Source organism: Xanthomonas sp. PPL134, assembly GCF_040595915.1.
In the GTDB taxonomy this organism is placed as follows: Bacteria; Pseudomonadota; Gammaproteobacteria; order Xanthomonadales; family Xanthomonadaceae; genus Xanthomonas_A; species Xanthomonas_A indica.
This window is the reverse complement of record NZ_JAMDLL010000001.1, coordinates 474,111-495,288: the sequence shown is the minus strand read 5'-3', so window position 1 is coordinate 495,288 and position 21,178 is coordinate 474,111. Positions and strand designations below refer to the sequence as shown.

21 protein-coding genes and 1 pseudogene are annotated in these 21,178 nt (G+C 71.2%); 14 read left to right on the top strand and 8 right to left on the bottom strand.

Annotated features, from left to right (window positions below; all coding sequences use genetic code 11):
- Positions 1-47 precede the first annotated feature (47 nt).
- The 11 genes and pseudogenes from M3U25_RS02215 (at position 48) to M3U25_RS02165 (ending at position 9,856) form a co-directional block, all read left to right on the top strand.
- A complete protein-coding gene (locus M3U25_RS02215) occupies positions 48-836 on the top strand; it encodes a hypothetical protein (RefSeq protein WP_355495306.1) in 789 nt (262 codons plus the stop codon).
- Positions 837-924: 88 nt separating this feature from the next.
- Entirely contained in the window at positions 925-1,296 is a 372-nt protein-coding gene (locus tag M3U25_RS02210; RefSeq protein ID WP_242156626.1) for a DUF4345 domain-containing protein, read from the top strand.
- A gap of 58 nt (positions 1,297-1,354) precedes the next feature.
- The gene (locus M3U25_RS02205) at positions 1,355-1,912 is read left to right on the top strand and encodes a sigma-70 family RNA polymerase sigma factor (protein WP_160948006.1); all 558 of its coding nucleotides are present in this window, start codon (positions 1,355-1,357) and stop codon (positions 1,910-1,912) included.
- Positions 1,909-2,697, top strand: coding sequence for an anti-sigma factor (locus tag M3U25_RS02200; protein WP_242156622.1), 789 nt, complete (start codon positions 1,909-1,911; stop codon positions 2,695-2,697). The genes M3U25_RS02205 and M3U25_RS02200 overlap by 4 nt, the downstream gene beginning before the upstream one ends.
- Positions 2,698-3,033: 336 nt before the next feature.
- On the top strand, positions 3,034-4,011 hold the full coding sequence (locus tag M3U25_RS02195) for an acyl-CoA desaturase (protein ID WP_242156620.1): 978 nt from the start codon (positions 3,034-3,036) through the stop codon (positions 4,009-4,011).
- Positions 4,008-5,261 carry an FAD-dependent oxidoreductase gene (locus M3U25_RS02190; protein WP_355495311.1) on the top strand — a complete coding sequence of 418 codons (1,254 nt, stop codon included), beginning with the start codon at positions 4,008-4,010 and terminating at the stop codon, positions 5,259-5,261. The genes M3U25_RS02195 and M3U25_RS02190 overlap by 4 nt, the downstream gene beginning before the upstream one ends.
- A gap of 86 nt (positions 5,262-5,347) precedes the next feature.
- Positions 5,348-6,127: pseudogene (locus M3U25_RS02185) on the top strand (DUF1365 domain-containing protein); the annotation flags it as partial.
- The gene (locus M3U25_RS02180; RefSeq protein WP_160948010.1) at positions 6,124-7,437 is read left to right on the top strand and encodes a cyclopropane-fatty-acyl-phospholipid synthase family protein; all 1,314 of its coding nucleotides are present in this window, start codon (positions 6,124-6,126) and stop codon (positions 7,435-7,437) included. The pseudogene M3U25_RS02185 and the gene M3U25_RS02180, both read left to right, overlap by 4 nt.
- On the top strand, positions 7,434-7,979 hold the full coding sequence (locus tag M3U25_RS02175; protein WP_355495315.1) for a DUF2878 domain-containing protein: 546 nt from the start codon (positions 7,434-7,436) through the stop codon (positions 7,977-7,979). The genes M3U25_RS02180 and M3U25_RS02175 overlap by 4 nt, the downstream gene beginning before the upstream one ends.
- Entirely contained in the window at positions 7,976-8,758 is a 783-nt protein-coding gene (locus tag M3U25_RS02170) for a DUF1295 domain-containing protein (protein ID WP_355495317.1), read from the top strand. The genes M3U25_RS02175 and M3U25_RS02170 overlap by 4 nt, the downstream gene beginning before the upstream one ends.
- A gap of 21 nt (positions 8,759-8,779) precedes the next feature.
- Entirely contained in the window at positions 8,780-9,856 is a 1,077-nt protein-coding gene (locus tag M3U25_RS02165) for a cyclopropane-fatty-acyl-phospholipid synthase family protein (RefSeq protein WP_355495320.1), read from the top strand.
- Between the two features lie 213 nt (positions 9,857-10,069).
- Here the strand turns inward: M3U25_RS02165 and M3U25_RS02160 are convergent, their stop codons facing one another.
- Both M3U25_RS02160 and M3U25_RS02155 read right to left on the bottom strand, forming a co-directional pair.
- A complete protein-coding gene (locus tag M3U25_RS02160; RefSeq protein ID WP_242156613.1) occupies positions 10,070-10,414 on the bottom strand; it encodes a RidA family protein in 345 nt (114 codons plus the stop codon).
- A complete protein-coding gene (locus M3U25_RS02155; protein ID WP_355495323.1) occupies positions 10,411-11,103 on the bottom strand; it encodes a DUF998 domain-containing protein in 693 nt (230 codons plus the stop codon). Before M3U25_RS02155 ends, M3U25_RS02160 begins: the two co-directional genes overlap by 4 nt.
- A 494-nt stretch (positions 11,104-11,597) precedes the next feature.
- Here M3U25_RS02155 and mprF point away from each other — a divergent pair, with 494 nt between their 5' ends.
- The gene (gene mprF / locus M3U25_RS02150) at positions 11,598-14,162 is read left to right on the top strand and encodes a bifunctional lysylphosphatidylglycerol flippase/synthetase MprF (protein ID WP_355495326.1); all 2,565 of its coding nucleotides are present in this window, start codon (positions 11,598-11,600) and stop codon (positions 14,160-14,162) included.
- A 434-nt stretch (positions 14,163-14,596) separates the two neighbouring features.
- Here the strand turns inward: mprF and M3U25_RS02145 are convergent, their stop codons facing one another.
- The 5 genes from M3U25_RS02145 to M3U25_RS02125 form a co-directional block, all read right to left on the bottom strand.
- Entirely contained in the window at positions 14,597-16,021 is a 1,425-nt protein-coding gene (locus tag M3U25_RS02145; protein ID WP_242082124.1) for an AcvB/VirJ family lysyl-phosphatidylglycerol hydrolase, read from the bottom strand.
- A gap of 121 nt (positions 16,022-16,142) precedes the next feature.
- A complete protein-coding gene (locus M3U25_RS02140) occupies positions 16,143-16,328 on the bottom strand; it encodes an oxidoreductase-like domain-containing protein (protein WP_160948016.1) in 186 nt (61 codons plus the stop codon).
- A 77-nt stretch (positions 16,329-16,405) separates the two neighbouring features.
- Entirely contained in the window at positions 16,406-17,005 is a 600-nt protein-coding gene (locus tag M3U25_RS02135; RefSeq protein ID WP_355495330.1) for a hypothetical protein, read from the bottom strand.
- The gene (gene thpR, locus M3U25_RS02130) at positions 17,002-17,622 is read right to left on the bottom strand and encodes an RNA 2',3'-cyclic phosphodiesterase (RefSeq protein WP_355495333.1); all 621 of its coding nucleotides are present in this window, start codon (positions 17,620-17,622) and stop codon (positions 17,002-17,004) included. Before thpR ends, M3U25_RS02135 begins: the two co-directional genes overlap by 4 nt.
- Positions 17,623-17,764: 142 nt before the next feature.
- Positions 17,765-18,220, bottom strand: coding sequence for a PA2169 family four-helix-bundle protein (locus tag M3U25_RS02125; RefSeq protein ID WP_355495336.1), 456 nt, complete (start codon positions 18,218-18,220; stop codon positions 17,765-17,767).
- 448 nt (positions 18,221-18,668) lie between these two features.
- Between M3U25_RS02125 and M3U25_RS02120 the strand changes: the two genes are divergently transcribed.
- Positions 18,669-19,124: a hypothetical protein gene (locus tag M3U25_RS02120; RefSeq protein WP_355495338.1), complete on the top strand. Its 456-nt coding sequence runs from the start codon at positions 18,669-18,671 to the stop codon at positions 19,122-19,124.
- Positions 19,125-19,175: 51 nt separating this feature from the next.
- Entirely contained in the window at positions 19,176-19,847 is a 672-nt protein-coding gene (locus M3U25_RS02115; protein ID WP_355495341.1) for a tetratricopeptide repeat protein, read from the top strand.
- Positions 19,848-19,865: 18 nt separating this feature from the next.
- Here M3U25_RS02115 and M3U25_RS02110 read toward each other — a convergent pair whose 3' ends face one another.
- Positions 19,866-21,068 (bottom strand): MFS transporter, encoded by a 1,203-nt coding sequence (locus M3U25_RS02110; protein WP_355495344.1) that lies wholly within the window; start codon positions 21,066-21,068, stop codon positions 19,866-19,868.
- Between the last annotated feature and the right edge of the window lie 110 nt (positions 21,069-21,178).

Below are 21,178 nucleotides of genomic sequence, written 5' to 3'. Positions count from 1 at the left end.
GGCGCCGGCCGCGTATGTCCTGGTGTCATCCCACCGGAGCGCCGTGCATGCCGACGTCGACCGCTGCCTTCCCACTCTTCCGACCGCACCTGCCGCTGGCCCTGGCCCTCGGCATCGCCGCCCTGATCGCTGCGGCGCCGGCCAGGGCCATGCTGCACTACGAGGGCGTCGCCTATGCCGCCGACGGCAAGCAGGTGCTGTATCGCGAAAGCCACTGGGTGCGCGAGGATGGTGCGCGCCTGGTGCTGTATCACTGCGCCGATGGGGCCGCATTCGCGCGCAAGCGCGTGGACGACGGCAGCGCCGCGCCGGACTTCGAGCTGGTCGATGCGCGCAGCGGCTACCGCGAGGGCGTGCGCCGCAGCGGCGGCGGGCGCGAGATGTTCAGCCAGGCCAAAGGCCAGGCCGAGCGCCGCGCACCGTTGCCGAAGAGCGACCAGGCGCAGGTGATCGACGCCGGCTTCGACGCCTACCTGCGCCAGCGCTGGGACAGCCTGGGCAGCGGCGCGCCGCAGCGTATCGCCTTCGTGCTGCCCAGCGAACTGCGCACGCTCGACTTCCGCATCACGCCCGGCCCGGCCGATGCCGAGGTGCGGCGCTACACCCTGAGCCTGGCCGCCTGGTACGGCACGCTGCTGCCCGACCTCAGCGTCGCCTACGCGCGCCAGGACCGGCGTCTGCTCGAGTTCCGCGGCGTCGGCAACATCCGCGACGCGCGCGGCCGCTACCCGAGCGTGCGCATCGAATTCCCCGAACGCCTGCGCGGCCAGGCCGATGCCGGCGCCTGGGAGCAGGCGCTGCGGCAACCGTTGGTCGCGCAATGCAGCGCGCGCTGAGCCGCGCCGCCAGCGCGTTCACGCCGGCCCGCGCCGCACCCGCTACAACCATGCCTGCGCATCGCCCGCGCATCGACGAGGACACCCCATGGCCAAGGCCTATCTGTGGTTCAACGCCGCGCTGTACGCGCTGCTCGCCGTCTGGTGCACGCTGCTGCCGGCGCAGACCGCCGCGGCGGTGGGCTATGTCGGCCTGGACCGGTCCGGCCAGTCCGAATACCTGGTCATCTACGGCGGCCTGCAGTTGGGCATGGCCTTCCTGTTCGGCTACTTCGCCCGCACCGGGCAGCTGCGCACCGGCCTGCTCCTGGCGCTGGCGTTCTACGTGCCCATCGTGCTCTACCGCAGCGCCAGCCTGCTGCGGTTGTGGCCGGTGGGCCCGACCACGACCGGCCTGGCCGTGTTCGAGATCGTCCTGCTGCTCGCCGCACTCGTGCTGTGGCGGCGCCAGCGCGCCTGAGCGACGGACGCGGCGAAAGCCTGTAGCATCGCGCCGACCTTCGCCACCGTATCCCGGCATGACCGAGACGCCCGATCACGACGAAGCAGGACAATTGCTGGTCGCCACCGCCAGCGGCGACAGCGCCGCCTTCGAGCGCCTGTACCGCAGCACCTCGTCGCGCCTGTTCGGCGTGTGCCTGCGCATCGTGCCGCAGCGCGGCGAGGCCGAGGACGTGCTGCAGGAAGTGTTCTCCTCGGTCTGGCGCAAGGCCGCGCAGTTCGACCCGCAGCGCGCGCGCGGCCTGACCTGGCTGACCATGATCGCGCGCAACAAGGCCATCGACCATCTGCGCGCACGTGCGCCGGCGCGGCAATCGGTGGCGCTGGACGACGCCGGCGAGCTGCAGGACGAAGGCCGCGATCCGCTCGCCGACACCGAGTGGCGGGTGGCCGGCCGGCGCCTGGACGTGTGCATGGGCGAACTGGAGCCGCCGCGCGGCGAGCTGATCCGTACCGCGTTCTTCGAAGGCATCACCTATGAAGAACTGGCCCATCGCAGCGGCACGCCGCTGGGCACGGTCAAGAGCTGGATCCGCCGCGGCCTGGCCAAACTGAAAGCGTGCCTGGAACGATGAACGCCTCCGTGCCCGATCCGCAGGAAACCCCGCCGCCGCGCGACGTGCTGGCCGGCGAATACGTGCTCGGCGTGCTCGACGCGCAGGAGCGGCGTGCTGCCGAGGCGCGCATCGACAGCGACCATGCATTCGCCGCGGCGGTGCTGCAGTGGCAACAGCACCTGATGCCGCTGGCCGACGAGATCGCGCCGGTGGCGGTGCCCGAACGCGTGTGGGTGCGCATCCGCGCCTCGCTGGGCCTGGATGCGCCGGCGCCACGCGCGCGTCCGGCCGCGCCCGGGTTCTGGGACAGCGTGCGGACCTGGCGCTGGCTCAGCGCCGGCGGCTTCGCCACCGCCACCGCCTGCCTGCTGGCGCTGCTGCTGGCGCGCGCGCCGGTGCCACCGCCGGCCGCGCAGCCGCCGCCGGTCGCCACCACCACGCCCAAGCCCAGCGGCATCGCGATGACCTCCACGCTGATGCAGGACGACGGCAAGCCCGGCTACGTGGCGCTGATGGACGCCGACAAGCGCAGCATCACCCTCACCCCGCTCGGCGGCACCCGCGACAGCGCCCGCGTGCCCGAACTGTGGCTGATCCCGGCCGACGGCAAGGCGCGCTCGATGGGCGTGTTCGACGAAGCCAAGGCGCGCGTGGCGCGCATCCCCGATGCGCTGATGCCCTTGCTCAGCGACGGCGCGGTGCTGGCGGTGACCATGGAACCGCCCGGCGGCGCGCCCGGCGGCGTGGCCACCGGCCCGGTCGTGGCCAAGGGCGGCATCAGCACGTTGCAGCTGGCGCCGTAGACAAATTGCGGCGGCCCTGCGCCGCCGCATCGCCCGCGCGCGGCCTCTTGGCGCGCGTCGCGGTGGTCGCCGACCGCCGCCGCCACGGCGTCGGCGGCGCGTATTCACTTAACCGCTACCGCAGCCTGGGCAGGATACGCGCGCTGTCATGCATGCGCGGTTCCGTCCTGTGTCGCGACACGATCGTCCCCCTCGGCGCTGTGATGCGCAGGCGGGGAACACGTGCGCCACGCGCGAGGGGCATGCACCACGCGCAGGGGACGGCGCGCGACGCGGGTGCATCCGTCTTCCGGTTTCGCCCGTATCGCTCCCCAAGTCCCCCAATGAGACGCGCTTGTGCCGAGTCCCGTTCCGGAACGCCCGCATTCGACAACGCCGCCTGCGCCGCGTGGCCGCATCCTGCGCACCTTGCGCCGCTGGTTCGACACCAGCGCCGAGATCGAACTGGACCCGGCGCGTGCCGACCGCATCGACTGGCTGCGCGCCGCGCCCTACATCGGCCTGCACCTGGCCTGCCTGGGCGTGTTCTGGGTCGGCGTGTCGTGGTTCGCCGTGGGCATGGCGGTGGCGATGTACGCGGTGCGCATGTTCGCGCTCACCGGCTTCTACCACCGCTATTTCGCCCACCGCGCGTTCAAGACCTCGCGCCCGGTGCAGTTCCTGTTCGCCGCGATCGGCGCCACCTGCGTGCAGCGCGGGCCGCTGTGGTGGGCCGCGCACCACCGCAACCACCATCGCCACACCGACACCCCGGCCGATCCGCATTCGCCACGCCAGCACGGCTTCTGGTGGAGCCATAGCGGCTGGTTCCTGACCCCGCGCGGCTTCCGCACCGATTGGGACGCGATCCCGGACCTGCGTCGCTTCCCCGAACTGCGCTTCCTCGATCGCTTCGACCTGCTGCTGCCGGTGCTGCTGGCGCTGGCACTGTTCCTGCTCGGCGAGTGGCTGCAGCAGCACGTGCCGCAGCTCGGCACCGATGGCCCGCAGTTGCTGGTCTGGGGCTTCTTCGTCTCCACCGTGGCGCTGTTCCATGCCACCTTCACCATCAACTCGCTGGCGCACCGCTTCGGCAGCCGTCGCTTCGACACCCGCGACGACAGCCGCAACAACCTGTGGCTGGCGCTGCTGACCTTCGGCGAAGGCTGGCACAACAACCACCATTTCTTCCCCGGCGCCGCGCGCCAGGGATTCCGCTGGTGGGAGTTGGACCTGACCTGGTACGGACTGAAGGCGCTGTCGTGGACCCGCGTGATCCGCGAGCTCAAACCGGTGCCGGCCGGACTGCTGCGCGCACAGGCGCGTGCCCGATGAGCCGGATCGCGGTGGTGGGCTCGGGGATCGCCGGCCTCGGCGCGGCATGGTTGCTGTCGCAGCGCCACGAGGTGACGCTGTACGAGGCGGCCGATTATCTCGGCGGCCACACCCACACCCATGCGATCGAACTGGACGGCGTGGAGTACGCGGTGGACAGCGGCTTCATCGTGTTCAATCCGCAGCACTACCCGCTGCTGAGCGCGCTGTTCGCGCGGCTCGGGGTGGAGTCGCAGCCGACCACGATGAGTTTCTCGGTGCACGAGCAGCGCACCGGGCTGGAATACAACGCCGGCACCCTCGGCGGCCTGTTCTGCCAGCGCCGCAATCTGCTGTCGCCGCGCTTCTGGCGGATGCTGCGCGACCTACAGCGGTTCTACCGCGAGGCGCCGCAGGTGCTGCACGACGCCACCCTGGCGCAGCTGACGCTGGGCGAATTCCTGCAGCGCCACGGCTACTCCGAGGTGTTCCGCGACTCGCACCTGGTGCCGATGGCCTCGGCGCTGTGGTCCTCGCCCTCGCGGCAGATCCTCGACTTCCCGATGCGCCAGTTGATCGGCTTCATGGCCAACCACCACATGCTGCAGGTCAGCGGCCGCCCGCAGTGGCGGGTGGTGCGCGGCGGCTCCAACAGCTACGTGCGCGCGTTGCGCAGCCGCTGGCGCGTGCGCGAGCGGCTGGGCACGCCGGTGCGCGCGATCCAGCGGACCGCGCACGGCAGCGTCGCCATCGCCTGCGACGCCGACACCCAGCAATACGACCACGCGGTACTGGCCTGCCACGCCGACGATGCGCTGCGCCTGCTCACCGATCCCAGCGAAGCCGAAACCGCGATCCTCGGCGCGATCGGCTACCAGGACAACGAGACCGTGCTGCACACCGATGCGCGCGTGCTGCCGCGCGACCGCCGCGCCTGGGCCGCCTGGAATGCGCACGTGCCGGCCGATCCGGACGCGCCGTGCACGGTGAGCTACTGGATGAACGCGCTGCAGTCGCTGCAGGCGCCGCAGCCGTTCATCGTCAGCCTCAACCGCACAGATGCGATCGATCCGGCCAAGGTGCTGCGACGCATGCGCTACCGGCATCCGCTGCAGACCCAGGCATCGGTGGCGGCGCAGGCGCGCAAGGGCGAGATCCAGGGCCAGCGCAACACCTGGTTCGCCGGCGCCGGCTGGGGCTTCGGCTTCCACGAGGACGGCCTGCGCAGCGCGGTCGACGTGGCCGCCGCGCTGGGGGTACCCTGGTCATGACCCTGATGCGCCGTGCTGCCGTGTCCGCCCCGCCGGCTGGCGCCGTCTCGACAACGTCGGCGGCGGCGGGCACGACCTTGCACGGCCTGCACAGCGCGGTGTACACCGGCTGGGTGCGGCATCGCCGCTATGCGCCGAAAGCGCTGGCGTTCCGCTATCCGCTGTTCCTGCTGTACCTGGACCTGGACGAACTGGAGCAGGTGTTCGCGCGGCGCTGGCTGTGGTCGGTGAACCGGCGCAACCTGGCCGAGTTCCGCCGCAGCGATTACCTCGGCGACCCTGCACAGCCACTGGACGAAGCGGTACGCGACCGCGTGCAGCAGCACACCGGCGAGCGCCCGCTGGGGCCAGTGCGCATGCTCACCCACCTGCGCTACTTCGGCCACTGCTTCAATCCGGTCACGTTCTACTACTGCCACGATGCGCAGCAACGCCTGCACAGCATCGTCGCCGAGATCACCAACACGCCATGGCGGCAGCGCCACGCCTACGTGCTGCCGATGGCCGAGGCGCGCAGTCATGGCGCCACGCATGCCTGGCGCTTCGCCAAGCGCTTCCATGTCTCGCCGTTCATGGCCATGGCGCACACCTACGCCTGGCGCTTCAGCGAACCCGGCGCGCAACTGCGCGTGCACATGGACGTGCTCGATCCCGCGCCGGCGACGACGCGGCGGCGCTTCGACGCCACCTTGGTGCTGCAGCGCCGCGCCCTCGGCGGCGCCAGCCTGGCGCAGGCGCTGCTGCGCTATCCGGCGATGACCCTGCAGGTCATGGCCAAGATCCACTGGCAGGCGCTGCGGCTGTGGCTGCGCGGCAACCCGGTGCACGACCACCCCGACCATTCCCTTCCGCGAGAACGCCGATGAACGCTCCGCACGCGCCCTCTTCCGACGCCGCGCTGACCCCGGCCGCACCGCCGGTGCGCGGTCTCGATCGCCTGCTGCGGCAGCGCCTGCTCGCCACGCTCGATGGCCTGCACGATGGTCAGCTGCGGATCGAGGAGGCCGGCACGCTGACCACGCTGGGCGATGCCAGCGCCGGCGCCGACGCGTTGCAGGCGCACCTGCGCATCCACGACCCGCGTTTCTACCGGCAGGCCGCGCTCAACGGCAGCGTCGGCGTCGGCGAGGCGTACATGGACGGGCTGTGGGACTGCGACGACCTGGTCGCGCTGGTGCGCCTGCTGGTGCGCAACCGCGACCGCCTGGACGCGATGGAGACCGGCCTGGCCCGGCTCGGCGGCCTGGCGATGCGCGGCCTGCACGCGTTCGCCCGCAACACCCGCGCCGGCAGCCGCCGCAACATCGCCGCGCACTACGACCTGGGCAACCAACTGTTCGAGCTGTTCCTGGACCGCAACCTGATGTACTCCTCGGCGATCTTCCGCGATGCCGACGCCGCCTTGGGCGAGGCGGCGCTGGAGCGCGCGGCCGAGCGCAAGCTGCAGCGCATCTGCGCCAAGCTCGATCTGCAGCCGCACCACCATCTGGTCGAGATCGGCACCGGCTGGGGCGGTTTCGCGCTGCATGCGGCCAAGCACCACGGCTGCCGCGTCACCACCACCACCATCTCGCGCGAGCAGTACGAACTGGCCCGGCAGCGCATCGCCGCCGCGGGGCTGTCGGACCGGGTCGAAGTGCTGCTGCGCGATTACCGCGATCTCGATGGTCGCTACGATCGCCTGGTCTCGATCGAGATGATCGAGGCGATCGGCCATCAGTACCTGGACACCTACTTCGGCAAGGTCGGCAGCCTGCTCAAGGACGACGGCCAGGCGCTGATCCAGGCCATCACCATCGAGGATCACCGCTACGCGCAGGCGCTCAAGTCGGTGGACTTCATCAAGCGCCACATCTTCCCGGGCAGCTTCATTCCCTCAGTGGCGGCGATGACCGGCGCGATCGGCCGCGCCAGCGACCTGCGCCTGTTCAACCTGGAAGACATCGGCCCCAGCTACGCGCTGACCCTGCGCGCCTGGCGCGAGCGCTTCATGGCCAAACTGCCGCAGGTGCGCGCGCTCGGCTACGACGAACGCTTCATCCGCATGTGGGAGTTCTATCTGGCCTACTGCGAGGGCGGCTTCCTGGAGCGCTCGATCGGCGACGTGCACCTGTGGCTGAGCAAGCCACGCGCGCGGCCGGCGCAGTTCGCTCCCGCGCTGGCGGGCGACGCATGAGCAACCTGATCAACTACCTGGCCCTGCAGGGGCTGTGGCTGGCCGCGGTCGTCGGCGCCGCGCACGGGCTGGCCTGGGCCGGCCCGGCGGCGCTGGCGCTGTTCGCGCTGTACCAGTTGCAGCCGCGCCGTCGCGCCCGTGGCGACGCCACGCTGATCGCCCTGGCGTTGCCCCTGGGCGCCGGTGTGGATGCCGCCATGCGCGCTGGCGACTGGGTGCGCTACGCCGCCGCGCCGCCGGCGCCGTGGCCGCCGCTGTGGATCCTGGCGCTGTGGGCCGGCTTCGCGCTGACCTTCCAGCATTCGCTGGCGTGGGTGATGCGCCATCCCTGGCGCGCGGCGCTGTTCGGCGCCACCGCCGGTCCGCTGGGCTATGTGCTGGCCGCGCGCGGCTGGCAGGCGGTGGCGCTGACCGAGCCATTGCCGCAGGCGCTGCTGGCGCTGGCGCTGGGCTGGGCCGCGGCACTGACCCTGCTGAGCCTGGCGATGCGCCGCCTGATGTCCCCAACGCCAGCGATGCCGGCAACCGGAGCGATGCGATGAACGCCTGGCCGCTGCTGCATGTGGGCGTGTTCACCGTGCTGGTCATGCTCGCCGGCTGGGCCTGGCAGCGACACACCCGCAACGCCGGCGTGGTCGACGTGTTGTGGTCGGCGTGCATGGCGCTGACCGCGGTGTACTGCGCCTGGCGTGCCGACGGCGCGTTGCTGCCGCGCGTGCTGACCGCCGTGCTGGGCGGGCTGTGGGGCGCACGCCTGGCCTGGCACCTGGGCGTGCGCGTGTTCGGCGATGCGCACGAGGACGGCCGCTATCGCGCCCTGCGCGAGCACTGGCACGGCGACCAGCGCAAGTTCCTGGCGTTCTTCCTCGGCCAGGCGCTGGTGGTGCTGGCGTTCGCTGTGCCGCTGTCGGTGGCCGCGCACAATCCGCAGCCGCAATGGAGCGTGTGGACCACGCTGGCGGTGGCGACCTGGCTGATCGCGGTCGGCGGGGAAAGCCTGGCCGACCGGCAACTGGCCGCGTTCCGCGCCGACTCGGCGAACAAGGGCACCACCTGCCGCCGCGGCCTGTGGCGCTATTCGCGGCACCCGAACTACTTCTTCGAATTCGTGCACTGGTTCGCCTACGTGTTCCTGGCGGTGGGCAGCGGCGCGCTGTGGGTCGGCGTGGCCGCGCTGGGACCGCTGCTGATGTTCGCCTTCCTGTACCGCGTCACCGGCATTCCCTACACCGAACAGCAGGCCCTGCGCTCGCGCGGCCGCGACTACGCCGACTACCAGCGCAGCACCAGCGCCTTCTTCCCCATGCCGCCGCGGCACTGAGCCGCGCCAGGAGATCCGCCGATGTCCAGCACCTTCGCCACTTCTTCCCCGCCCGCCGCGCCGGCCGAGCCGCTGGCCACGCGCCTGGCCGAATCCGGCCTGCTGCCCGACGCCATGCTGCGCGCGGCGATGCGCCGGTTGTGCGCGCAGCGCCTGCGCGACGAGCGCGACGGCGGCGCCGACGCGGCCTGGGAGCGCCAGCGCCTGCTGATCGAATCGCTGCGCGAGAGCGCCATCGCCATCGAGACCGACGCGGCCAATCGCCAGCACTACGAAGTGCCGCCGCGGTTCTTCGAGCTGTGCCTGGGCAAGCGCCTGAAGTACAGCAGCTGCTACTGGGACGCGAGCACGCCCGACCTGGACGCCGCCGAAGAACGCATGCTGCAGCTGTACGGCGAACGCGCGCAGTTGCGCGATGGCCAGCGCATCCTCGAGCTGGGCTGCGGCTGGGGTTCGCTGACCTTGTGGATGGCCGAGCAGTTCCCCGGCGCGCGCATCACCGCGGTGTCCAACTCGCGGCCGCAGCGCGAGCACATCGAAGCGCAGTGCCGCGCGCGCGGGCTCAGCAACGTCAAGGTGATCACCCACGACGCCAACACTCTGACCCTGCCGACCGAGAGCTACGACCGCGTGGTCTCGATCGAGATGTTCGAGCACATGCGCAACTACCGCGAACTGCTCAAGCGGGTCAGCCACTGGCTGGTGCCGGGCGGGCGGCTGTTCGTGCACATCTTCTGCCATCGCGACCTGGCCTACCCGTTCGAGGTGCAGGGCGAGGACAACTGGATGGGCCGGCACTTCTTCACCGGCGGCCTGATGCCGGCGGCCGACACCCTGCTGCAGTTCCAGGACGACCTGGCGATCGAACGCCGCTGGCTGCTGTCCGGCCAGCACTACGAGAAGACCGCCAATGCCTGGCTGCACAACCAGGACCGCCATCGCGATGCGCTGATGCCGGTGCTGCAGGCCACCTACGGCGCCGACGCCAAGATCTGGTGGCAACGCTGGCGCATGTTCTGGATGGCCTGCGCGGAACTGTTCGGCTACGAACAGGGCCAGCAGTGGGGCGTGGCGCATTACCGGTTCGTGCGGCGCTGAGGCGCTGGGGCGCCGGGAATCGAGAATGGGGAAACGGGAATGGGCGCCCGGCGAGTGCCGGCGTTAGCTGCGCATCCAAGGAACTTGCGATCAGTCGCGGCGGGCTCTACCGGAGAAGCCCGTCGCGGCTAAAGCCACGGCTTGACGCGGTCGCCCAGGCGACAGCACTGCCGCCTTTCCCATTCCCCATTCCCGACTCCCCATTCCCGGCTTTTACGCCGCCGCGGTAATGACGATCTCGATCTTCCAGGCCGGATCGGCCAGCTTGGCCTGCACGGTGGCGCGGGCCGGGGTGTTGCCCGGGCTGACCCACTCTTCCCAGACCTGGTTCATCTCGGCGAACTCGGCCAGGTCGGTCATGAAGATCTCCGCGCGCAGGATCCGGCTCTTGTCGGTGGCAGCCAGCGCCAGCAGCCGATCGATCGCCGCCAGCACCTGGCGGGTCTGGCCGGCGATGTCTTCGCTGGTGTCGTCGGCGATCTGCCCGGCCAGATAGGCCACGCCGTTGTACACGGTCATCTCCGACATCCGCGGGCCGGTATCGAAACGCTGGATCATGATGCGCTGTCCTGTAGTGGGAAGACCGCGCCATTGTCGCGCGATTGCGCCGCGCGTGCAGGCGCGGGCCGCCACAGCCGATACGCCACCGGCAACAGCCAGGCCAGGATCAGCGCGATCGCCAGCTTCTGGGTCAGTCCGCGCGGCGGCGCGCGCCACAGGACATGCGCCCATAGCGCCACGAAGGCCAGCACCGCCAGCATCAGCAGCGTCCCGGCACGATGCCGCCATGCCGGCTGCCGGCGCAGCCAGGCGCTCTGCAGCAGCATCGCCGTGGTCGCGCACAGGAACGCGGTCTGCGCGGACATCCCGTGCACCAGCGGCGCCAGCGGCGGTGCGCGCTGCGGCAGGTAGCTGTCGCCGATCGCCACCCCGCACAAGCCCAGCGCGGCGGCGCCGAACAGCAGCACCGGCGCACCGCTGCGCGCGGGTGGCGCCGCTTGCGCATACAGCCCGGCCGCCAGCGCGGCCACGCCGGCGGCCAGCAGGACGTAGACCGTGCGCAGCACCAAGCCGCCGGGACCGTGCAGATACTGGCTCAGCGTGGCCTGCTGCCACTGCAGATCGGTGCGCAGGACCTGCAACACCAACGCCACGCCGAGGAACAGCAACGCCAGCAGCAGCGCGGCGGCACCGGCCAGGCGCGTCCAGCGCGGCGGCGCGGGAAAGGGAGATGCGGACAGCGGCATCGACAGGCTCCGGAACCAACACAGACCATGGCCGCAACCGCCGGCCGCGGCCCCTGCCGCGGTCCCGACGCCGTGGCGACGTACGATTCCACTATCATGCGCGTCGCCGGCGCGGCCGGTATAGCCTAGAACGCGTGATGTACGGTGAGAGGAGTGGCATGGTGAGAGAAGGATCGGTATGCGCTGCGACGCGCGACCTGGGATGGCATCAGGCCAGCCCGCGCCGGGTCGGCTTCGCGCCGCTGATCGCTTCGCTTTCGGGACGTGGCACGTTGCGTGCACCGCGGGGTTGCGCGACAGGCCGGGGCAACCCGCCTTGTTTCGGCGCCTCACCCACCGCGTCGTAGCCACCCGTCCATAGCCTTCTCCATGTTCCTCACACGCTCTCATCCAACCGGTATCGCGATGGCCTCTCTTCGATCCGCCTGCAGTTCCGCTCCGGCCTCGTCCCGCATCGCGTGCCGCGGGTCGTGGCACCTTGCCGCCCGCCCGCAATGACCGACGCCGCGCCCTCCGCTCCCGCGCCCACTCCCGGCTGGCGCCGTGCGCTGCCGGTACTGGCCAGCCTGGCGATCCTGGCCCTGGCGCTGCATGCGCTGGCCACGGAGTTCAGTACCCACGGCTACAGTGCGATCCGTCACGCCTTCAACCAGCTGAGCCTCAGCCAGATCGTGCTGACCCTGCTGCTGGGCTTGAGCAGCTACGCCTGCCTGATCGGCTTCGACGCCGTCGGCCTGCGCCGCAGCGGGCGCAAGCTGCATCCGATGCGGATCAGCATCACCGCGTTCCTGGCGCATGCGGTCGGGCAGACCCTGGGCTTCGCCGCGCTGACCGGCGGCGCGGTGCGCCTGCGCGGCTACGGCCGGGTCGGGCTGAGCCTGGCCGAGATCGGCCAGGTGGTGCTGATGAGCACGCTCGGCTTCGTGTTCGGCGCCTGGCTGCTGCTGGCGCTGGCCCTGATCCTGGAGCCGGCCGCAGCGGCGCTGGCGCTGCCGGTCGGCGCGACCGCGGTGCGCGCCATCGGCATCGCGTTGCTGGTGGGCTTCGCCACGATGCTGTTGCTGGCCGGCCGCGACGGCCGCACCCTGCGCTGGCGCAGCCACGAACTGTGGCTGCCGGACCGGCGCACCACTCTGGGCGTGACCGCGCTGAGCGTGGTCGAGCTGGGCCTGGCCAGCGCCGCGTTCTACGTGCTGCTGCCCAACGAATCGGGCATCGAATACATCGGCTTCGTCGGCCTGTACCTGGTCGCGGTGGTGGCCGGCCTGGTGTCGACCGTGCCGGCCGGCCTGGGCGTGTTCGAATGGAGCCTGCTCAAGCTGCTGCCCGGCGTGGCCCCGGCGGCGGTGCTGGCGGCGGCGCTGATCTACCGCATCACCTACTACGTGGTGCCGCTGCTGCTGTCGGTGCTGATGGCGTCGCTGTCTGGCCTGCGCCGGCCGCTGGCCGCCAGTGCCGGCGGGGTGCGCGTGGCCTGGCGCACGCTGCGCCCGTGGCTGCCGCAGATCATCGCCCTGGCGGTGTTCGCGGTCGGCGCGGCGCTGGTCATCGACGGCACCCTGCCCACGCCCAAGCGCCGCCAGGACATGGCGCCGCTGTCGATCATGGAGACCTCGCACCTGCTGGCCAGCCTCGGCGGCGTGGTGCTGCTGCTGATCGGCCAGGGCCTGCAGCGGCGCAGCCATGCGGCCTGGGTGCTGGCGATCGGCATCTGCGTGCTGCTGCCGCTGCCGGCCTGGCTGCGCGGCGGCCACGTCTCGGTGGCGCTGTCCTCGCTGGTGGTGGCGGTCGGCCTGTGGGGCGCGCGCCGCGAGTTCTACCGCGAAGGCGCGCTGCTTGACGAGGCCTGGTCGTGGCCGTGGCTGCGCAACCTCGGCCTGGTGCTGATCGCCACGATCTGGCTGCTGTTCTTCGTCTACAGCCACGTCGAATACCAGAACGAGCTGTGGTGGGAGTTCGCCACCTCGGCCAACGCGCCGCGCGCGCTGCGCGCGGTGCTGCTGGTCAGCGTGGCAGTGGTGGTGTTCGGGATGGCGCGGCTGCTGCACAGCACCCGCTCGCCGTTGCCGCCGGCCGATGGCGCGCAGCTGGACGCGCTGGCGCCGGTGCTGGCCCAGGCCACCGATACCCAGGCCTGCCTGGTGCTGACCGGCGACAAGGCCCTGCTGCAGGCCGAGGAGGGCCCCGGCTTCGTGATGATGCAGCGCTACGGCGGCTCGCTGGTGGCGATGGGCGACCCGGTCGGCGCACCGGAGGTGGCCCGCGCGCTGATCTGGCGCTTCCGCGAGGAAGCCGACCGCATGGGCCTGCGCCCGGTGTTCTACCAGGTCGGCGAGCAGCACTGGCAGACCTACCTGGACCTGGGCCTGACCCTGGTCAAGCTCGGCGAGGAGGCGATGGTGTCGCTGGAGGGCTTCCACCTGGAAGGCCGCGACCGCGCCGACCTGCGCCAGGCCTGGAACCGCGGCAAGCGCAGCGGACTGAGCTTCCGCATCGTCGAAGCCGACGCGGCGGACGCGCTGATGCCGGTGCTGGCCGAGGTCTCGCAGCAATGGCTGGAAGACAAGGCCGGCGCCGAAAAGGGCTTCTCGCTGGGCAGCTTCGACACGGCCTACCTGCGCCGCTTCCCGATCGCGCTGGTGGAGTTCGAAGGCAAGGTCGTGGCCTTCGCCAACCTGTGGCAGGCCCCGGCCGGACACGAGCTGTCGGTGGACCTGATGCGGCATATCGCCGATGCGCCGAAGGGCACCATGGATTTCCTGTTCATCGAGCTGTTCCTGTGGGGCCGCGACCAGGGCTACAAGCGCTTCTCGCTGGGCATGGCGCCGCTGTCGGGCCTGGCCCAGCACCGCCTGGCCGGCCGCTGGAACCGCTTCGGCAACCTGATCGTGCGCCACGGCGAACGGTTCTACGGCTTCACCGGCCTGCGCCGCTTCAAATCCAAGTTCGCCCCCACCTGGCGGACACGCTATCTCGCCGCCCCCGGCGGCATGCACCTGCCCGCCGCCCTGCTGGACGTGACCCGGCTGATCTCGCTGGATCCGCGCAAACCGGAGTGAGGCCGGGATTGGGGAGCCGGGATTGGTGATTGGCCTGGCTATCCCTTTTCCGGGGCATTGCAAGGCTTCGCGCCGTACCCGCATCCGCCCCTTCGGGGCACCTTCCCCCGAAAAGGGGGCCGTCGTCCCGGTGGGAGAAGGAACAGCAAAGCCCCTCTCCCACCGGGGCGACAGGGTGGGCTTGCGCGTCACTGACGCGCGCACACCGGAGCGCCCGCGCCGCAAGCGCGGGCCGGGGCGCGGAGCGGGGGTTGGGGTGAGGGTACGGCCGCCCATGGAGTGCCCGGCGGCGGCCAACCTCGCTCGCCGCCTTGCGGGACCATGTTTCAGTGGCCCGCGTCGCGGCTGAAGCCGCTCCTACGACGGCGCGAGCAGGCAAGCCGGCACGCGCGACCAGCCACCAATCCCCAATCCCGACTCCCCAATCCCCGCGCCTACTGAATCCGCTGCAGGATTTGCTTGGCCAGGGTCGCGTAATCGCCCTGGAAGTGATGGTCGCCGGGCAGCTTGACCAGTTGCGCCCCGCCCTTGGGCAGGTCCGGGCACAGCGCGTCGTCGTCGTCCTCGCCGTAGATGCACAGGGTCTGCGCCGGCGGCATCTTCGCCACTTCCGGGGCGATCGGCAGGCCGTCGTCGCCGGAGCTGATCCAGTTGGACACGTGGAACTCGTAGTCGGCGGTCTTGCCCACCGACAGCAAGGCGGTCATCTGCACCTGGTCGCGCATCGCCTCCGGCAACTGGTTGTAGGCCGCCGGCAACACGTCGGCGCCCTGCGAGAAGCCGATCAGCACCACCCGCCCGCGCTGCCACAGGTGACTGTAGTGGCGGTAGATGCGGTCCAGGTCGGTGGCGAAGCCCTGCGGCGTGCGCTCGCTCCAGAAGTAGCGCAGCGAATCCACGCCCACCACCGGGATGCCAGCCTTGGCCAGGGCGCCGGCGACCTGCTGGTCCAGCCCGGCCCAGCCGCCGTCGCCGGAGACGAAGATCGCGAACACGTTGCCGTTGTCGGCATCGCCCGCACCCGCGGCGGCCGGCACTTCCACCACCGGCAGGCCGGCCAGGTCGGCCGGGGTCGGCGGCAGGCTGACCCCGGGGCGGTCGCCCAGCGAACGCACCGCCGCGCGCAGGCCCGGCAGCGCATCGCCGCTGGCGCTGCGGCGGAACTGCCGCGCCTGCGCCACCTTCTGCACGAACGCATCGCTCTGCTGGGTGCAGCGGTCGCGTCGGCTCTTGGCGTCGAGCGCCGCCAGCCACGGCACCGGCAGCGCCGTCGGCTGCAGGGCACGCGCCGGCGCGGTGATGCCGGCGCCGCAGATCTGGTCGTCGAGCACCTGCACCGGGCAGAAATCCTCGGTCAGCAGGCCCGCCAGCAGATGCTTGGGCGCCTGCGCGGCGACCGCATAGGCCAGCGCGGCGCCGTCGCCGTCGCCGACCAGCAACGGCAGGTGGTAGGTCGGCACGTGGAAATAGGCCTGCACGTAACGCGAGAAGTTCTCCACGTCGCCGGCCGAGAAGCCGCAGGTGCCGTCGATCTTGGCCAGCACCGCCTGCAGATGCGCGCTGTCGATCACCGCGACCATCGCGCCGTCGTCGCGCAGCGCCTCGATCTGGCGCATGCGCGCAGCGTCGGCGTGCTTGCCGCCGGCGAACCACAGCACCACGCGCTGCGCGTTGCCCTTGGGCAACAGCACCGGCACTTGCTCGAAGCGGCCATGGCTGAGCTTTTCCGGCGAGGCTGCCGGCGCACCCGCGCTTGGCGCGGCGGCGGCCGCAGCGCCCGGCGCCGCACCGGCGATGCCGGCCACCAGCAGTCCACCCAGTGCACATCCCCACACCCAACCGCCACGCTTCTGCATCATCCAGCCATCCTGAAAAGGCGCGTTAAAGATAATCCCGAACGGCGGCGGCGCGAAGCGCGGCGCGCGCCGCGGTTCATGCCGGGTACGCCGGAGAGGGCCATCACCGGCGCGGCCGGGGCCGTCAGCCGTCCGCGTCGGCGCCGGGATGGCGCAGCCGCCACGCCGCCAGCGCCTGCCGGTAGCGCTCCAGTTCCTCGTGGTAGAGGTCGTAGACGCACAGCGGGCAGCCGCTGTCGCAGCAGTCGCTGGGGGCCGGCGGCTGCGGCGCCTGCGGGCGGGGATCGGCGTTGGCGGCAGGGTCGGACATGGGGCTCCGTAGCGGCGGCCGGAACAGCCCGGCGCGGCAGTGTAGAAGAAGGCGGCGCCGGCCGCGGCGCCGCCCTGTCAGCCGATCGCCTGGCGCAGGTTGGCGCGGGCGGCCGCGTCGTAGCGCGCATGGAAGCGCTCGCTGAGGAAGATGCGCGGCTGCGCCAGAACGGTACGCAGGAAGGCGCGGCGCTTGCGTCGGTACAGCCAGCCCGGCACCACCCCGCGGTACTCCTCGGCGATGGCACGGTCGTAGGCGGCGAACGCCTGCGGCGCGGCGCCGAGGATCGCCATGTCGCAATCCAGGAACAACGCCGCATCCGCATCCACCGCGTCGACGGTCAGTTGCCCGTGGCGCGCGGTGAGCGCGATCAACTCGGCCACCCGCGCCGTCTCCACGCCGGCGTCCGGCAGCCACTGCGCGATCGCCGCCTCGGCCAGGCGCGCCGACTGCGCCTCGTTGTCGCTGCGGCCGGCGCGGTAGACCGCATCGTGGTAGAGCACGGCCAAATACACCTCGCGCGGCTGCCGCCAACCGGTGTCGGCGGCGACCTCGGCATAGTGCGCCAGCACCGCCTCGACGTGGCCGAAATGGTGATAGGCGCGCGGCGGCTCGGCATAGGCGGCGCGCAGCTGCGCCCACTGCGCCTCGGGCAGGGTCAGCGGCGCCGCGCTCATGCGCCGCTCCGCGCTGGATCGGCGCGCAACGGCCAACTCGCTTCGTGCAGGTAACGGCCCTGGCCCTGCACGCTGCGGATCAGGCTCAGCGACGCCGCCTGCCAGGGCAGCGCTGGTACGCGCTGCGGCGCCAGCGCCTGATCGACGTACGCCAGGGTCATGTGCGGCACATAATGGCCGTCGGCGCGTGCGGCCACGCCGTGCCGGGCCAATTGCTGCTGCAGCGCCTGGCGCAACGCCAGCAACGGCGCGGGTTCGGCATCGCCGCGCAGGACCAGCGGACGACTGCGCGCGCGGCTGTCGAAGGTCACCACCTGGTCGAATGCCAGCGCGAACGGCGCAGCAGCAAGCGCCTGCCCTGCAGCGCATGCCTGTTGCAGCAGGCGCGGCGGGATCCCGGCGTACTCGCCGAGATACTGCAAGGTCACATGCAGCCGCTCCCGCGGCAGCGCGCGTCCGTGCAGTCCACGGTCGTGGCACATCTGCTGACCGAGGCGATGGACCGCCTGCGCAGTCTGCGGATCGGGCAAGAGAGCGAAGAACAGACTTTCGCGCGCGGCGGGCGCGTCGAAGCCGAACGAGAACTGGGCGCCGGCAGGCGCGGCATCGGGAGACATGGGCAGCAGCGGCAGGCGCCGCAATCAGCTCGGGCAGCGGTCGAGGCCGCATGGTAGCAAGCACGCCCCGCCGCTGCCGACTCCGCGACGCCGACCCGGCAAGCACCGCGATGGCGGCGCGCCGGGTCGGCGACGAACGGCCTTACGCCGCGCTCTTCATCGCGTGCTTGCGGGTACGCATCACGTCGTGGCAGGCGCGCACTTCCGGCAGCAGCCGGGTGGCGGCATCGCGCGCGGCAACTGGGGTGTCGGCATCGGCGATGGTCTCGTTGAAGGCCTTCAGCAGGCGGTCCTCGGACTCTTCCAGTTCTGCCACATAGCCGTACTTGGTGTCGCCCAGCGCCGCACGGACCTTGCCGTACATCTGCTGCATGCTGCCGACCATGGTGCCGTGTTCTTCCGGCTTGCCGCCGATCGACTGCACCACCGCGCTCAGGCTGCTGACGATGTCCGACTTGACGCCGGCGATGCGCAGGAACAGTGCCGACAGTTCGGCGTCGCCCACCTTCTTGGCGGCTTCTTCGTAGAAGTCCTTGCCGTCGCGGGAAATGGCGATGAGGTCGTTGAGGCTGTGCGTGGTCTTGCTCCGGATGCTCATGGGAACTCCTGTGGCGAAGCCGGCGATATCGCGCAACGGGCACGCGGGGGTGGACCTTGGATATCGCGCGGCGCGGTCGAAAGAATTGCCGCGTTGCGTGGTGGTGGCGATGCTGGGCAGATCGGCATAAAGCGCACGTGAGCCGTTCGCCGTTGTTCGTCACGCCGCATTGCCGGTGGTGAACATGCGTTCATTGGGGTTTGCACGCAGTCAGGCATGTGGCGAAGTTTTCACCATCCTGTCTGCGCGTGTTGCGGCGCTTGGCCGGAAGCGACTTATCCACACCGTTGCCCCATGGTCGTCCACAGCGGCTGTGGATGACGCCCGTCGCCAGTCGCGCCGCCGGAAACCGTTCGTCGGCGCCGCCGCAGCGGCCTCCCCGCACCGCCGACAAGCCCCTATAGTGGAGGCGAGCCCTGGCCCTGCAGGGCACCGCGAGGGGTGCGTCATGTTCGCCTGGACCGCGTTCTCCCTGCTCGCCGCTGCCGCGGCCGCCCCGTCGCCGCCGCCCCCGCCGATGCCGCCACCGCACTTGGCAGCGGCAGTACAGAACGAGGCGACACCGCCAGCTCCTGCAACGCGCGTCGCGGGGACCGCCGCGCCGACGCCGACGCCGACGCCGGAGCAGATCATGCAGCTGCCGTCGGCACTGCACGCGCTGCTGCAGCAGCGCATCGACCGCAGTGCCGGCGCCGAGCACCGCCTGCAGCAACTGGTGGCGCTGGCCTTCGACGCCAACGGCCTGAACCTGCAGTACGACGCCAACGCCACGCACAGCGTTGCCGAGAGCTACGCCACGCGCCAGGTCAACTGCCTGTCCTTCACCCTGCTGTTCGTGGCGATGGCGCGCGACGTCGGGTTGCAGGCGCAGGTCCAGGAAGTGCGCCGCGTGCTGAGCTGGTAAGAGGACGGCAATGCGCTGTACAACGTCGGCCACGTCAACGCCGGCGTGCGCGTGGACAGCGGCCGCGGCAGCATCGACCTGGACCGCAGTGTGCTGATGGACCGGCGTGGGCCGCAGCCCATCTCCGACCGCCGCGCCCTCGCCCACTACTACAACAACCGCGGCGCCGAACTGATGGTCGACGGCGACCTGGACGGCGCCCGCGCGCATCTGGCGATGGCCTTGCAGATGGATCCGCGCTTCGCCGGCGCATGGAACAACCAGGGCGTGCTGGCGATGCGCGATGGCAACGGCGCCGCCGCGGCACGCGACTACGCCAAGGCGTTGGAGATCGACCCGGAGCACCTGCCGGCGCTGTCCAATGCCATCGGCCTGGCCCGGCGCCTGGGCGACGGCGCGCGCGAGGCCGCCCTGCAGCGGCAGATGGAACACGTGCGCCGGCGCGATCCGTTCCAGCAATACCTGCTCGGCACCGAGGCCGAGCAGCGCCAGGACTACGCCACAGCCATCGCCTACTACCGACGCGCGCTGCACCTGTACGACGGCGCCCATCTGCTGTACTTCGCCCTGGCCCGCGCCTACCTGCACAGCGGCGACACCCGCCGCGCATCCGTGGCGCTACGCGAGGCCATGGCACATGCAGATCCGGCCACCCAACCCCGCTACCAAGGCAAGCTGGAGGCGTTGCGGCGGCTGTCCTCGACCGCGCGGCCGCCGCGCTAGGGCCGCCCAGGGCGTGTCCTAGCCGGCCGCGTGCGCGCAGGCGCCACGACGTGCCGCCTGGCGCGCCCACAGGTAGATCAGCAGGCCGCCCACGGCCATCGCCGCGCCCACATAGCCGGTGGAGGTCCAGCCCAGGCCGGCGCCGATCGCGATGCCGCCCAGCCACGGTCCCAGCGCGTTGGCCAGGTTGAACGCGGCATGGTTGGAGGCCGCCGCCAGCGTCTGCGCGTCGCTGGCCACGTCCATCAGGCGGGTCTGCAGCACCGGCGCCAGCGCGCCCATGCTGCCGACCGCCACCACCGCCGGCAGCACCGCCCACGGCGAGGTCGCCGCCAGCGGGAACGCCAGCAACACCACCAGCGACCACAGCAGCACCAGCGGCACCGCGCGGAACTGCATGCGGTCGAACAGCCAGCCGCCGGCCAGATTGCCGAGCAATCCGCCCAGCCCGAACGCGCCCATCGCCACCGGGATCCAGTGTTCGGACACGCCGGTGACCTCCATCAGGGTCGGCGCCAGATAGCTGAAGACGCAGAACATGCCGGCGAAGCCGATCGAGCCGATGCCCAGCGCCAGCCACACCTGCGTCCGGTTGAAGGCGCGCAATTCGCGCAGCGGCGAGGGCCGCGCCTCCTGCGGATCGGCCGGCAGCAGACGCCACACCAGCACCACCGTCAGCACCGCGATCACCGCCACCAGGGCGTAGGCGTAGCGCCATTGCGCCACCTGGCCGAGCCAGGTCGCCAGCGGGTTGCCGACCAGCACCGCCAGGTTCAGGCCCAGCAGCACCCGGCTGACCGCCGCGCCACGCTGATCGGACGGACCGATCGAGGCGGCCACCAGCGTCGCCACGCCGAAGTAGGCACCATGCGGCAGGCCGGCGACGAACCGCGCCAGCAGCATGCTGTGATAGTCCGGCGCCAGCGCGCTGGCGAGATTGCCGAATGCATAGAAGCCCATCAGCGCCAGCAGCAGATGCCGGCGCGGCCAGCGCGCGCCGAGGATCGCCAGCAGCGGCGCACCGACCACCACGCCCAGCGCGTAGGCACTGATCAGATGCCCGACCTGCGGCGCATCGATGTCCAGGCCATGGCCGATGTACGGCATCAGGCCCATGGTGGAGAACTCGCTGGTGCCGATCGCGAAACCGCCCATCGCCAGCGCGAACAGGATCAGCACGTAGCCGCGCCGCGACAGCGGCGCCGTGGCGGAGGAGGTCATGCGCACGTCCAGAAAGGAGGGCTGCCCATTATTGTGCATCGCAGCAAGCCTTGCAGCCCCAGGGCTGCAACGCCGCGTTGCGGCGTGCCGCTGGCGACACCTCACGCGGC

Bases quoted from the DNA above. Each gene is read 5' to 3' on its own strand.
- M3U25_RS02215 (WP_355495306.1), top strand. From the start codon at position 48: ATGCCGACGTCGACCGCTGCCTTCCCACTCTTCCGACCGCACCTGCCG.
- M3U25_RS02210 (WP_242156626.1), top strand. From the start codon at position 925: ATGGCCAAGGCCTATCTGTGGTTCAACGCCGCGCTGTACGCGCTGCTC.
- M3U25_RS02205 (WP_160948006.1), top strand. From the start codon at position 1,355: ATGACCGAGACGCCCGATCACGACGAAGCAGGACAATTGCTGGTCGCC.
- M3U25_RS02200 (WP_242156622.1), top strand. From the start codon at position 1,909: ATGAACGCCTCCGTGCCCGATCCGCAGGAAACCCCGCCGCCGCGCGAC.
- M3U25_RS02190 (WP_355495311.1), top strand. From the start codon at position 4,008: ATGAGCCGGATCGCGGTGGTGGGCTCGGGGATCGCCGGCCTCGGCGCG.
- M3U25_RS02180 (WP_160948010.1), top strand. From the start codon at position 6,124: ATGAACGCTCCGCACGCGCCCTCTTCCGACGCCGCGCTGACCCCGGCC.
- M3U25_RS02175 (WP_355495315.1), top strand. From the start codon at position 7,434: ATGAGCAACCTGATCAACTACCTGGCCCTGCAGGGGCTGTGGCTGGCC.
- M3U25_RS02170 (WP_355495317.1), top strand. From the start codon at position 7,976: ATGAACGCCTGGCCGCTGCTGCATGTGGGCGTGTTCACCGTGCTGGTC.
- M3U25_RS02165 (WP_355495320.1), top strand. From the start codon at position 8,780: ATGTCCAGCACCTTCGCCACTTCTTCCCCGCCCGCCGCGCCGGCCGAG.
- M3U25_RS02160 (WP_242156613.1), bottom strand. From the start codon at position 10,414: ATGATCCAGCGTTTCGATACCGGCCCGCGGATGTCGGAGATGACCGTG.
- M3U25_RS02155 (WP_355495323.1), bottom strand. From the start codon at position 11,103: ATGCCGCTGTCCGCATCTCCCTTTCCCGCGCCGCCGCGCTGGACGCGC.
- mprF (WP_355495326.1), top strand. From the start codon at position 11,598: ATGACCGACGCCGCGCCCTCCGCTCCCGCGCCCACTCCCGGCTGGCGC.
- M3U25_RS02145 (WP_242082124.1), bottom strand. From the start codon at position 16,021: ATGATGCAGAAGCGTGGCGGTTGGGTGTGGGGATGTGCACTGGGTGGA.
- M3U25_RS02140 (WP_160948016.1), bottom strand. From the start codon at position 16,328: ATGTCCGACCCTGCCGCCAACGCCGATCCCCGCCCGCAGGCGCCGCAG.
- M3U25_RS02135 (WP_355495330.1), bottom strand. From the start codon at position 17,005: ATGAGCGCGGCGCCGCTGACCCTGCCCGAGGCGCAGTGGGCGCAGCTG.
- thpR (WP_355495333.1), bottom strand. From the start codon at position 17,622: ATGTCTCCCGATGCCGCGCCTGCCGGCGCCCAGTTCTCGTTCGGCTTC.
- M3U25_RS02125 (WP_355495336.1), bottom strand. From the start codon at position 18,220: ATGAGCATCCGGAGCAAGACCACGCACAGCCTCAACGACCTCATCGCC.
- M3U25_RS02120 (WP_355495338.1), top strand. From the start codon at position 18,669: ATGTTCGCCTGGACCGCGTTCTCCCTGCTCGCCGCTGCCGCGGCCGCC.
- M3U25_RS02110 (WP_355495344.1), bottom strand. From the start codon at position 21,068: ATGACCTCCTCCGCCACGGCGCCGCTGTCGCGGCGCGGCTACGTGCTG.